Genomic DNA, 12,463 nt, shown 5'->3' on the forward strand with positions numbered 1-12,463 from the left:
TCTATATTTTTATTAACCCAAATCACCGCCGGCCACCGGAATGGTAATTCCTGTGATATACGAAGCTTCATCGGATGCCAGAAAAAGTATCGCCGAAGTTTGTTCTTCAATGGTTCCGTAGCGTTTCATTAAACTCGATTCGGTGGTTTGATCCGCCACTTCTTGTCTCCATATTTTCTCCTGTTCGGAATCAGGCGTTTCATTCCGGGGAATCAAGCGTTCCGGAGCTTCGGTTCCACCTGGTGCAACCGCATTCACCCTAATATTTTTTTCAGCATATTCGAATGCCATAGCAGCCGTAAGAGCATTTACTCCCCCTTTTGCAGCAGCATAAGGAACACGATTAATTCCTCTGGTCGCAACCGAAGAAACATTCACGATTACCCCTCCTTTTTGATCCAACATTACCGGAAGAACTGCACGACAGCCCCATAAAGTTGGGAAAAGCGAACGACGGATTTCCTTTTCTATTTGATCTTCTTCATAGGTTGCAAAAGGTTTCATCCAAATGGTTCCACCCACGTTGTTAATCAAAATGTCTATTCTTCCAAACTTTGCCACAGCTTGTTCTACTACCGACTGAAAGCCTGAAAATTGCTCCAAATCGGCAACAACTGGAAGTGCTTTATTTTTTTGGTCTTCACTCAATTGTGAAGCTATTTCATTTACTATTGGAGAACGATCGACGAGTACAACCGAACCACCTTCGGCTAAAAGTTGCAATGCAACCGTTTTTCCTATTCCTTGCGCGGCACCGGTAACAAGGGCCACTTTTCCTGAAAATCTATTGGGGTGAAGCATTTTTACTGTTTAAAAATTATAATTGCACATTTTCCTGACCCGTTGGAACAAATTTTTCCATGTAAAAATTAACATGTTGAATCGCCTCTTTGTCTAGCGTAGTTTTTACCGCTTCCACCATCGCATTTGGTCCACAGATATAAATATCATAGGCTTTATCGCCAAGAAGTTCTTTGTTAATCCATTGGGTAACGAATCCTTTATCATGACCTTCAGCTTGTTCGTCAGAAGTACAAGTGAATAGTTGCAATGGCATAATTTCACTAAACGCCTTCAAACGTTCCAGTTCCACTACATTCTCACCAGTAGTTGCTCCGTAAAACAAATGAATTGGTGTCGTATTTTTTTCTGCTTTTAGCTTTTCAAGCATGGCCATAAAAGGCGCAATCCCTGTACCGCCTGCAATAAAGATTAAATCACGTTGCACCTCTCTTAAATAAAAACTTCCCAAAGGAGTTACAATGTTTAATTCCCCACCTACGGCCGCCTCCTCTTTTAGATACGTACTCATCAATCCTCCTGGAACTAATTTGATTAAAAACTCTCCTTCTGAAGTATCAGGTTGTGAACTGTACGAATACGATCTGGTTTGTGAAGTTCCCGGAACCTCAATATTTACATATTGTCCCGGAAGAAATTGAAAAGAACTCCCGTCAGCAGCACGCAATTTTAATTGGTAGATTTCAGAAGACAATCGGTTTAACTCCTTGATTTCGGTAGCGACAGCCGTAGATTTAACTTTACAGGCAGCAGAACTCGCCAAAATATCAACCACAAGGTCTGATTTTGGTCTCACTTGACAAGCAAGCGCAAAACCTGCCGCTGCTTCTTCATCTGATAAGGCTTCTTCGATATAGTCTCCCGCATCGAAATTCCCCGATCTCATTTTACATTTACAAGTACCACAAGCGCCATCAGCGCAATCTAACGGAATGTTTATCCCAACACGATACGCAGTTTCTGCCACCGTTTCATTGGGTAAACTATCTATAAATCGGGTAACTCCGTCCTCAAAGTTTAATGCTATTTTTGCCATTACTTTTGTATTAAATATGATATATGTCAAGCACTTGTCGAATGTAATCGTTCTTAAGGATGACTTTTTTATTAGTGATTAAAAATGAATCTTCCACTTTTTTCAAAGTGTAAAAGGAAACACCAAAAAACTGATCCAATTTATTGTATCGAAAGCTTAATGTATTCCAGTTAAAACGTATTTTAACTTCATCGTTGTTTTCTTCCAGAATTTCAAGATTGGTGCAATTATGACTTGTTCTGGTGTCTGGTAAAGTAGCGCTGGAACGTTCGGTTCTAATTCTAAAAACACGGTCTTCCAAACCATTTCTGTTTGGATAATAAATCAACGAAATCTCGGTTTCGTGATTTGTCGTTAGATTATCCTCGTCGTCCCAAGATGGCATCCAAAACGTTACTTTTTCATCGTATAACTGAAGCCATTCATCCCATTGTTTGTCGTCTAAATGTCTCGCTTCCTGATAAACAAAAGCCTGTATTTTATCGTAATTAGTCATCTTACAAATTGTTTTCTAGATTAATCAATTCCTCTTTTGCTAAAGCTGCTGCCAAAGTTTCTGCCCAATACTGGTGTTGCATCAGGAATAACCCTTCGTCTTCGGTTCGGATTCCGCTTAATTTTGGATTGATTCCCATGGCGGTAGCATGTTCGTCCGGACCATAAACCCAATGTTCTGCCCCACGGCTCACATCGTTCCAAGGCATGGCTTTTGCCAAATAACTTTCTTGACAGGATCTGAATTCTTCCAAATCATCAGGAGTTCCCATTCCGGTTACGTTAAAGAAATCTTCGTATTGGCGAATACGCAACGCACGGTCTGCAGCAGGTTCATTTTTGGGTGCCATACAGTAAATAGTCACTTCCGATTTATCGACAGAGATTGGTCGAACCACGCGAATTTGAGTCGAAAACTGATCCATCAAATACACATTTGGATAAAGAGCCAAGTTGCGCGTTTCGTTGACAATAAAATTGGTTCTTTCTTCACCAAGTTCCGCATTCAATCGATCCAATTGACTATAAAGAGGACGTACTTCCGGATTCAGCATTTTGGTCCAAAGTAGCATGTGACCATTTTCAAAACCATAAACACCGCCAATACTTTTTGACCATCCGTTAGGATCTACCGCTTTTACACCATCTTCTTTACGGTTTCCCATGGTGGCCACATAGTTCCAATGCACGGAGCTTACGTGGTAACCATCAGCACCATTTTCCATTTGCATTTTCCAGTTTGCATCATAGGTATACGTAGAAGCTCCTCGTACTACTTCCAATCCAAATTCAGCCTGATCTACCATTTGATCTATAATTTTTTTGGTGTCACCCAAATAGTCTTCCAGTGAAGAAGAATCTGGATTTAAGCTGCCAAATAAAAATCCTTTGTACGATTCAAATCGTGCTACTTTTTTCAAATCATGGGAACCTTCTGTGTTGAACTGTTCTGGATATCCTGCGCCTTTTACATCTTTTACTTTTAGTAATTTCCCGGAATTATTAAAAGTCCAACCGTGAAAAGGACACGTATACGTTGATTTATTCCCTTTTTTATAGCGACAAAGCTGTGCTCCTTTGTGGCTGCACGCATTGATAAAAGCATTCAATTCGCCATCTTTATTGCGAGCAATAAAGATGGGTTGTCTGCCAATATGAGTAGTGAAATAATCATTGGCTTCGGTTATTTGACTTTCATGAGCCAAATACACCCAATTGTTTTCGAAAATATATTTCATTTCCAATTCGAACAACTCCGGATTGGTAAAGGATTCTCTGTTATGACGATAAAGACCTTCAGAAACGTTGTGTTCCAATAGGCTTTCTACATATTCTTTATTTAATTTTTCCATTAGTGTTGTTGTTTAGTAGTCATAACCTACCCGCTCCGGAGTTATTTTGGGGTAAAACCACCATGAGAATGACTCAAAAAATCAATTCAATTTGTTCCTTCTCACGGGGATTCTACAAGTCCAAAAAAGATTTCGGAAAATGGCAATAGACCGTTTCTTTTTTATTATGCTACAGATTCAGCTCTCAATCGCTCTACTTCTGCATCATGAATTCCTTCAATTTCACTATGTAATGTGAAGTCGAAATCGATTGAGGAAAAAGGCTTGTCTAATCCTTTTTCTTTGATTTTTTCCGCATCAGTAATTACGGTAAGATCCGGAACCAAACCTTCACGAGTTGCAAAAGCGAAATCATCCCATAAGTAGGGATCTCCTTCAAAGTTAATTTGTGTCGTTAATTTTCTGCAGCCTGGTGCTGAAACAAAGAAATGAACGTGAGACGGGCGATTTCCGTGACGACCAATGGCACTTAAAAGTGTTTCTGTTGATCCACCAGGAGGAACTGCATATCCAGAAGGAAGGATGCTGCGGAATTGATAGTTTCCATTTTCATCCGTTTCTATTGTTCTGCGTAAATTGAAATCGCTTTGTGATTGGTCAAAATAAGAATAATTCCCTTTCAAGTTGGCATGCCAAACTTCTACAATTGCATTCGGAATTGGATTGTTATTATCATCCAAAACTTTTCCTTGCATGAAGAAAATTTCCCCTTGCTCTACTTCAGTTCCATCATCCAGACGTGCAAATCCTTTTGATTTTGGTGCGCCTGCAACATAAAGCGGACCTTCAATAGTTCGTGGTGTTCCACCGGTCATTCCTGCTTTTTCTTCTTCTTCATCCATACGTAAGTCTAAGAAATGTTCTAATCCTAAACCTGCCGCGATTAAACCGTATTCTCCATTTTGACCCGCTTGTGTCAAGTAATTTACTGCCGTCCAAACTTCATCCGGTTGGATATCTAAATCTTCGATGGTGTAAAACAAATCACGAAGGATTCTGTTTACAATTGCTTTGGCTCTGTCGCTTCCGCCTTCTACTTTTTCAGTACTTTCAATTTTTTGAAGTAATCCGTCTATTTGTGCTCTTGTCATGATATTGATTTTTTAATTTATTATAGTTTTTTTTTGATTATTTAAAAGGGTTTACAATTCTCCTTCTTTGATCGAAGAATAGTGTTTACATAATGATTTCACTTCGATTTCCATAAAAGGAAAAAGGGGTAAATTGCTCAGAATCTCATGAAGTTCAGCCGGACTTTCTACATTGAAAATACTGATGTTCGAATACTTTCCGACGATTCTCCAAATGTCTACCCATTTTCCGCTGCGTTGCAAATCTTGGGACATTGCTTTTTCTTTTGCTTTTAATTCGTTTACAAAATTCACATCGGAATCATGTGGAATTTTTACGGTCATTTCTACGTGGAATAACATAGTTCTAATTTTTATTTGCGTTTATATTGGTTGAGTTTTTCTAAATCTAATTCCAAGCCTAAACCCGGACCTTGTGGAATTTTCATCGAAGCATTCGAAAATGCTATTTTGGTTTTTACAATATCATCCGTTAATAATAATGGACCGAAAAGTTCCGTTCCCCAAGACATTGTTTTTAACGTACTAAAAGCATGCGCCGAAGCCACAGAACCAATTGTTCCTTCCAATAAGGTTCCTCCGTACAAACTGATATCGGCCGCTTCTGCAATCGCAGCCACTTTTAAAACATTATGCAATCCTCCTGATTTTCCGATTTTTAAAGCGAAAACATCGCATCCTCTTATTTTGGCTAATTTGTAAGCATCCGTACTATCGTTCAATGCTTCATCTGCCATAATCGGCACGGTAAACATTTTGCTCAAACGAGCCAAACCTTCAAAATTCTCTTTAATTATCGGCTGTTCGATCAAATCAATTCCTGCCTCTTGAAGTTTAGCAATGCTTATTTTTGCGGTACTTTCGTCCCAAGCCTGATTCACATCCACCGTTACTTTTGCTCTGTCTCCCAACGCTTTTTTGATAGCGGCAACGTGAGCAATTGAAATTTCAGGTGCTTGCCAACCAATTTTTAATTTGAAAGTAGTATGTCTTCCAATGGCTAAAAGATGTTCGGCTTCTTCAATATCCTGTTGTGTATTTCCGCTGGCCAAAGTCCATAAAACAGGTAAAGTTTCGGTAATTGCTCCTCCTAATAATGTAGCGACAGAAACACCCAATCGTTTTCCATGCGCATCTAGAAGCGCCGTTTCAATTCCGGATTTTGCAATTCGGTTACCTTTGATGTTTTTTTCAATCCAAAACATGGCTTTGTGAATGTTGGTCGCATCCTGACCCACTAATAAAGGAGCAAAATAAGTATCAATATTGAGTTTCATACTCTCCGGAGATTCCTCTCCGTAACTCAATCCACCGATTGTTGTCGCCTCTCCAATTCCTTCAATTCCATCACTGCAAAACAAACGGACGATAACCATTGTTTGTTTTTTCATTACGGTCATCGAGAGATGATGCGGACGAATTGTTGGCAAATCAACTAGAATTGCTTCAATTTTTTCAATAATAGGATTATTCATTTCTTAGTATCTAAATTTATTTGATTTCGACAGGAGTAAGTACTCACTCATAAACAATTGAGTGCTCACTTACTGTTTGCTTATCACAAATTTATAGCTAAAAGCAGGGTCTAAAATTGGATAAATTTGCTATTAATGAGACAAATCAAACAAATAGACAAAAACATAACCATTTGTTTATAATGTCTTTAAATGGAAAAACAGATAGAAAAACACTTAATTTCCTTTAAAAAGCAGGACAAACAATACTTTCTGTGGTGAAATTGAAAATAAGAGAGTGTTAAACGCCTTATTTATAGGATTGGCGGCTATCGTATTTTTATAATTGGAGTGGTAAAAGACGTGTGGAGTGATTACTTACGTCCTAATTGACTTCTAAATTCTTTGGGAGTCAGCCCGGTTTTTTTCTTAAACAAACGTGTAAAATAAGCAGGATCCTCAATGTCTAATTCATACGAGATTTCGGAAATTGACATATCAAAATTGCGTAGGTAAATTTTAGCTTCGTCAATAAAAAAATTAATAACAACATCTTTTGGCGACAAGCCTGAAACATCTTTACAAATTCGATTGAGATGCCCGCTTGAGATGTTTAAACGGGAAGCATAATCTTCAACGCTTATTTTAAAAGATTTCATTTCCTTTATTAATTGAACAAAGCGTCGGTAATATATTTTATTCTTATTATCGGAAAGATGAACAGCGGATGAAGTAACAAATATCCGATACAAACGCAACAACATCATTCCAACCAAATACTGCAAAGCGTGCTGCTTGCCTGGTAATTCAGAATAATATTCCTCGATACATTTACGAATTGTTATTAAAGCGTCATTGATTAATTTATCTTCTTCGTCCAGTTTTGAAATATGAATTTCGTCTATCTTATTTATGATATCCGTATCGAGTTTTAACATATTCTCCAAGGATTTATCATAAAGTGAGATAACCCATCCTTTAGTATCCGCATTCATGCGTAAACCATGACTGATATTTTTTGGAATAGAAAAAAAAGAAACACTTTCCACAATTTGACTTTCGCCATTAATTATTAATTCCAAAGAGCCGCTTTCTACCACAAAAATTTGAAAAAGGTCACTATGTGCATGAGGTTTAATACACCATTCATGGCGTTTACCGATTATTTCCATAGGTGTAATATGAATAATATCCCTAACCATATCGATAGAGTTATCACCATAAATCCCCTTAAAAAATAATTTACTTCTCATGTATTATTTTAGCTCAAAAATTATTTTGAAACCTATCAAAGATACTACAAATACAACTATATCGTTTGAGTACTATTTGCATTTTTTAGATAAAAGAAAAAGATTGGTGATGTTTTAAGACGGATTGGTTGTATTCAATTTTGAAAGTCGGTATAAAAACAGTGCCACAAAAACCAAATAAACAATGGCCATACTCATTGCAATAGTATATCCATCTAAACCTTGTTTCAAACTATAAAAAAACACGCTGCCAATAATACTGATTCCAAAAGCGGATGAAAATTGTTGCACGGTTGAATATACACCTCCCGCCAATGCGGCATAATCTGTTGGAATTTTTTTAAGCGCATAATTCAAAATGGACGGTAAAAGTGTCCCTTGTCCCAATCCATACAATAAAAGAAACCAAGGAATATAATCCACATTTGCCGGATCTCCAAGAGTAAAAGCCTGTAAAACCAAAGAAATAATCATTAGAAAACAACCTATAATTAATAATTTGATTCCATATTTATGCAATAATTTTAAAGCAATAAATGAAGACATCAAAAAACCAATACCATTAAAAGTAAAATACTGACTGGCAACATAAGGATCCAGATGCAATGTATTTTGGAACTGAACGGCACATATTAATAAATAAGAATTGTGTGCTCCGAAAAAAAACAACGCTACCAGTAAAACCAAATTGAAGCTTTTTATTTTAAAAAGATTCGTGTTCATTAAAGGACTGCTTTGCTGTTGGGTTTTTCTTTTTTGGTTCTTCCAAAATATAAATAATAGAATCCCGGATAAAAACAGCAAAAGCAAAACTAAAATTGAAAATCCCTGCTCTGGAATTAAAGTGAGTCCATAAATTAAACTTCCCAAAGCAATGGTCAATAATAAAACCCCTAGCATATCAAATTTACCGCCTCTGTGCAGACTCGTTTCCTGTAAAAAGAAGAATGAAAGTACAACGGTTACTAAACCAAACGGAACATTTATCAAGAATATCAATCGCCAACTTTCTTCAATATAATGGTGTGCTACAAAATAGCCACCTAAAAATTGTCCTAAAATAGAAGCAATACCCAATGTAATTCCGAAAAAGCCAAAGGCCAAGTTTCGTTCTTTGGCTTCTCGAAAAGTAACTTGTATTATCGTCAAGGTTTGAGGAATCATAAAGGCAGCGGCCACACCCTGAAAAAATCTAAAAAGTATCAATTGGAAAATAGTGTCCGCATATCCACATAAAGCAGAAGTAATAGTAAAAGACAGCATCCCAATTATGAATATTTTCTTTCGACCAAAAAAATCTCCGGCTCTTCCTCCGGTAACTAAAAAGACACAATATCCCAACAGATAAGAACTTATGACTAATTCGGTATTACTGTCTGATGTCAAATACTGTTGTTTGATTTCCGGCAAAGCCATATTCACGATATACACATCGATTACCGAAAGTAATGGGGCTACAAGTACAATAATTAATGCTAGCCATTTATTGGTTTCCTTCATATTCACAAAAAAAAACGTTGGATGCATTCCTTTTGAAATTACACCCAACGCATTAAAAAAAAATTAAAATTTTAGCACTGTGGCAAATACAACTCTCCAGGTTCCTATCAAATTCAGATTGCTTACTGCTCTTCCGCTATTATCCGCATTCCCCCATTCGGCAGCTGAATATTCTGCTTCCAAACCAAATTTTAAATTTTTAATCGGCACTTCAATTCTTGGTGCCAATCGATAAATATAGTTGATGGTTCTGGTCGTTGTATTTCCTGATGCCGCTATACCTCCTACCATGTTTGAAAATCCATAAGCTACCGCTTTTCCAGAAATTGGATTAGTAGCACCATCATTTTGGCTAAAGCCAGCAAAGAATCCTGGAATTATTTTTTTAGTTTTTCCGGTTAAATCAATCCAAAAAGATTGTGTCGCCATAGTCGAATAGGTTTCTAAACCCGGACCTGAAGTGGGTGTATATCCTACATATCCTCCAAGCATAATGAAAGAAGTGGCGTTTTCGCCATACATTGCTTCTGCTTTTATAGTCATGGGCTTCGTTTCAAAACGGCCATATGCCATAACGGAAACACTGTTGAGTCTTTCATTAGAAAAATCATTGGCCAATCCAGAACCTGTTTTAGGGCGAATTTGCTCAAAATGACCCGCCAAACCAACAAGAACATCTTTATTTTTATAATTTACCTGAACATGTGCGGAAGGAATTGAACTGTTTCTGTACGGAGCCGTATTCGAAGTAAAATCCCTTTGTGAAACGGCTGCTATCATCAGATTAAAATGAGCATTCAACTTTTGGGTAAACCGAATCTGAGGATTTCTGTTGTATGGCATATATGGTGCACCTCCACTGAAATTAACTACCCCGGGAAACATTTCCGGAATGGTTAGCGGATGCCAAAATTGTCCTATTCCCAACTGGCTTTTTTTCCAGTCCAATGTAATATAGGCATGTCTCAAACGAAATTCATTGATTCCTCCTTCTGCATTACCAAAAAAATCACCTTCAAGGAATCCGGCAGTTTTTGCGCCTAAAACATCGGGTGCATTTACTTTGACTCCCGCTCTGGATAATACATTCAGCATTTGAAACTTGGAAGCGGAGTTTCTGTCTTTCCCGTTGGTATCAAAGTCAACATCTTTTCCCCAAAGTACCACTGCCGCTTCTCTTACATCAACTGTCTGACGGGAATCAAACACCGCATCATGCCGAATAAAACCAGAAAACTTAACCTCAAAAAGCGGTTCTTTTTTCTCTGGTTTGATAGCAATAACACTATCCTTTTTTTTAATGGTTTCCTGCGCATTAAGTAGCACTGCCGTAAATAACAAACCTGTTACTGCAACTATTTTTTTTAACTTCATCTCTTTATTTTTTGTGTTCTATCAATCCTTAACTGTTTAGGATTAATTTCTGATTTTAATTGTCTATTCTTCGGCAACAATAGTATTTAGTGCAGCCATTTCCTGTTGCTGTACTTGTGCTTTTCTCTCCTGGCTGTGTTTAACATTAATAAAACAAACTGCCAAAGCACCTATAGCTCCCGGAATAGCAAATGCCACAAAATTGAATTGAAAAGGCAATTCTAAACCCATTAAAGCCCCACCTAAAATAGGCCCAAGTATAGCACCCAATCTACCTGTTCCAGATGCCCAACCAATACCGGATGATCTAATGTTTATAGGATAAAACTGCGCAACATAAGTGTAGCACAATATCTGTGTTCCAATAGTAGTTGCTCCTGCAATAGCGATTAAAATATACAATACCATCGTTGAACTTTTGAAACCAAGTAAACTCAAAGAAATAGCAGCCACAGCAAAAAATGAAATCAGCACTGTTTTTAAATTAAATCTGTCGCCAAGCCAGCCTCCGCCAATAGCTCCAGCCATGGCACCAATATTTAAGACTAATAAAAAAGTAAGACTGGAACCCAATTCGTAACCTGCTTTAGTCATTAATTTTGGCAGCCAGGAATTTAATCCATAAACCATCAAAAGGCAGGTGAAAAAAGCAACCCAGAACATAATTGTACTAACCGTTCTGTTATGTTTAAATAGTTGATTGACACTCGCTCCTGCAGCTTTCGCTTCTCCAGAATCTAAAACATCGCCTTGTTTAGGAATGTAAGTTGGCTCAATTAGGGAAAGTATTTTTTTAGCCTCATCGGTTCTATTTTGTTTTGCTAAAAACCCAACAGAATCCGGTAAAAATTTAATAATCAAAGGCAATAAAAGTATGGGCACTAATCCAACATAAAATACGGATTGCCATCCGAAATTAGGGATCAAGAATATTCCCAATCCGGCAGAAAGCATCCCTCCTACAGAATAGCCACTAAACATCAATGTTACTAAAGTACTTCTGACTTTTTTTGGAGCATATTCAGTCATTAAAGCCACTGCATTTGGCATTACCCCACCAATTCCAAGTCCTGCAAGGAAGCGCAAAATTCCAAATTGTAAAGGTGTTTCTGCAAATCCATTGATAAAAGTGAATCCGCTGAATAAGAAAATACAAATAATGATTGCTTTTTTTCGTCCAATACGATCAGAAAGTGTTCCAAATATCAGTGCTCCAAACATCATCCCAAAGAGTGCATAACTCCCCAATGTGCCCGCTTCCAATGGAGTTAAATGCCATTTATCCATCAATAAAGGCAAAACTACCCCATAAATAACCAAATCGTAACCATCAAAAATGATGATTAGTGCGCACCAGAATATCACCGTCCAATGAAATCGGTTTAGCTTTGCGTTGTCTATCAAATTATGAATATCTATTTTTCGCATAATTTTTTGTTTTTTAGTTAAAAATTTAATGGTTATTGGTTAATAGGTATTTCAGGCTGTTATATGGTTGAGCCCGTTTTTAACAAATTTTTCCATATAAAAATTTGTATGTTTAATAGGACTATACCAAGGTTTATTATGGTCCATTCCTTATATGTGATGCGTCATTTACAGATACTGTTTCTCATTTTAAGTACAATCTAATTGGTATTCATCAAGAATTTAGTAGTTAAACGACATACTTATTCCGTAATACATTTGCACTATAATTAGTAAATTACTAATGAAGACAAATTTAAATTACACAAAACGCAATTATTAACTGTTTTTAATATCGATATGCAAATATTAAAATTATTCAAGGTGAAAAATTGTTCTTTTAAATCAAAAACAGGACAAATCAAATTTTTTATAGAAATTGACCCAAAAAAGAATCCTTTATATCCTTTTTTACTAGTATCAAAAAAGGATAATGTAAAAATAAAATAGAAAATAGAAGTTTGTAAATCAGACTTGTAAGTATAGTCTTAACCCCGATAACATCATTGCAATAGCAAAAATGAATACCCTTACAAATTGAAAGGAAGAAGAGTTTTTATGTGTTTTTATAAATACACAGATTGTAGCGCAAGATTTACTATTAGAGTTGAACAATGTTGAAGACTCACATCTATCGCTA

Annotated in this window: 11 protein-coding genes; all 11 read right to left on the bottom strand. The window is 36.8% G+C overall.

Features of this window, described 5'->3' with window-relative positions:
- Positions 1–12: 12 nt before the first annotated feature.
- Positions 13–801 (bottom strand): benzoate diol dehydrogenase BenD, encoded by a 789-nt coding sequence (gene benD / locus ACM55K_RS16040; protein WP_416851283.1) that lies wholly within the window; start codon positions 799–801, stop codon positions 13–15.
- A gap of 16 nt (positions 802–817) precedes the next feature.
- Positions 818–1,837 carry a benzoate 1,2-dioxygenase electron transfer component BenC gene (gene benC, locus ACM55K_RS16045; RefSeq protein ID WP_416851284.1) on the bottom strand — a complete coding sequence of 340 codons (1,020 nt, stop codon included), beginning with the start codon at positions 1,835–1,837 and terminating at the stop codon, positions 818–820.
- Positions 1,838–1,847: 10 nt separating this feature from the next.
- Positions 1,848–2,333, bottom strand: a complete 486-nt coding sequence (gene benB, locus ACM55K_RS16050) for a benzoate 1,2-dioxygenase small subunit (protein ID WP_416851285.1) — start codon at positions 2,331–2,333, stop codon at positions 1,848–1,850.
- 1 nt (position 2,334) lies between these two features.
- Positions 2,335–3,684: a Rieske 2Fe-2S domain-containing protein gene (locus ACM55K_RS16055; RefSeq protein ID WP_416851286.1), complete on the bottom strand. Its 1,350-nt coding sequence runs from the start codon at positions 3,682–3,684 to the stop codon at positions 2,335–2,337.
- Positions 3,685–3,848: 164 nt separating this feature from the next.
- Positions 3,849–4,775: a catechol 1,2-dioxygenase gene (catA, locus tag ACM55K_RS16060; RefSeq protein WP_416851287.1), complete on the bottom strand. Its 927-nt coding sequence runs from the start codon at positions 4,773–4,775 to the stop codon at positions 3,849–3,851.
- Between the two features lie 51 nt (positions 4,776–4,826).
- On the bottom strand, positions 4,827–5,117 hold the full coding sequence (catC, locus tag ACM55K_RS16065; protein ID WP_282731547.1) for a muconolactone Delta-isomerase: 291 nt from the start codon (positions 5,115–5,117) through the stop codon (positions 4,827–4,829).
- Between the two features lie 11 nt (positions 5,118–5,128).
- Positions 5,129–6,250, bottom strand: coding sequence for a muconate/chloromuconate family cycloisomerase (locus ACM55K_RS16070; RefSeq protein ID WP_416851288.1), 1,122 nt, complete (start codon positions 6,248–6,250; stop codon positions 5,129–5,131).
- Positions 6,251–6,603: 353 nt separating this feature from the next.
- Positions 6,604–7,482, bottom strand: a complete 879-nt coding sequence (locus tag ACM55K_RS16075; RefSeq protein ID WP_416851289.1) for an AraC family transcriptional regulator — start codon at positions 7,480–7,482, stop codon at positions 6,604–6,606.
- Positions 7,483–7,596: 114 nt separating this feature from the next.
- Positions 7,597–9,009: an MFS transporter gene (locus ACM55K_RS16080; protein WP_416851290.1), complete on the bottom strand. Its 1,413-nt coding sequence runs from the start codon at positions 9,007–9,009 to the stop codon at positions 7,597–7,599.
- A 36-nt stretch (positions 9,010–9,045) separates the two neighbouring features.
- A complete protein-coding gene (locus ACM55K_RS16085) occupies positions 9,046–10,356 on the bottom strand; it encodes a DcaP family trimeric outer membrane transporter (RefSeq protein ID WP_416851291.1) in 1,311 nt (436 codons plus the stop codon).
- Positions 10,357–10,419: 63 nt separating this feature from the next.
- Positions 10,420–11,784: an MFS transporter gene (locus ACM55K_RS16090; protein ID WP_416851292.1), complete on the bottom strand. Its 1,365-nt coding sequence runs from the start codon at positions 11,782–11,784 to the stop codon at positions 10,420–10,422.
- Positions 11,785–12,463 lie beyond the last annotated feature (679 nt).

The organism is Flavobacterium arabinosi (genome assembly GCF_048158725.1).
GTDB lineage: Bacteria > Bacteroidota > Bacteroidia > Flavobacteriales > Flavobacteriaceae > Flavobacterium > Flavobacterium arabinosi.

Coding starts and splice junctions, on each gene's coding strand:
- benD (WP_416851283.1), bottom strand. CDS start 801: ATGCTTCACCCCAATAGATTTTCAGGAAAAGTGGCCCTTGTTACCGGT.
- benC (WP_416851284.1), bottom strand. CDS start 1,837: ATGGCAAAAATAGCATTAAACTTTGAGGACGGAGTTACCCGATTTATA.
- benB (WP_416851285.1), bottom strand. CDS start 2,333: ATGACTAATTACGATAAAATACAGGCTTTTGTTTATCAGGAAGCGAGA.
- ACM55K_RS16055 (WP_416851286.1), bottom strand. CDS start 3,684: ATGGAAAAATTAAATAAAGAATATGTAGAAAGCCTATTGGAACACAAC.
- catA (WP_416851287.1), bottom strand. CDS start 4,775: ATGACAAGAGCACAAATAGACGGATTACTTCAAAAAATTGAAAGTACT.
- catC (WP_282731547.1), bottom strand. CDS start 5,117: ATGTTATTCCACGTAGAAATGACCGTAAAAATTCCACATGATTCCGAT.
- ACM55K_RS16070 (WP_416851288.1), bottom strand. CDS start 6,250: ATGAATAATCCTATTATTGAAAAAATTGAAGCAATTCTAGTTGATTTG.
- ACM55K_RS16075 (WP_416851289.1), bottom strand. CDS start 7,482: ATGAGAAGTAAATTATTTTTTAAGGGGATTTATGGTGATAACTCTATC.
- ACM55K_RS16080 (WP_416851290.1), bottom strand. CDS start 9,009: ATGCATCCAACGTTTTTTTTTGTGAATATGAAGGAAACCAATAAATGG.
- ACM55K_RS16085 (WP_416851291.1), bottom strand. CDS start 10,356: ATGAAGTTAAAAAAAATAGTTGCAGTAACAGGTTTGTTATTTACGGCA.
- ACM55K_RS16090 (WP_416851292.1), bottom strand. CDS start 11,784: ATGCGAAAAATAGATATTCATAATTTGATAGACAACGCAAAGCTAAAC.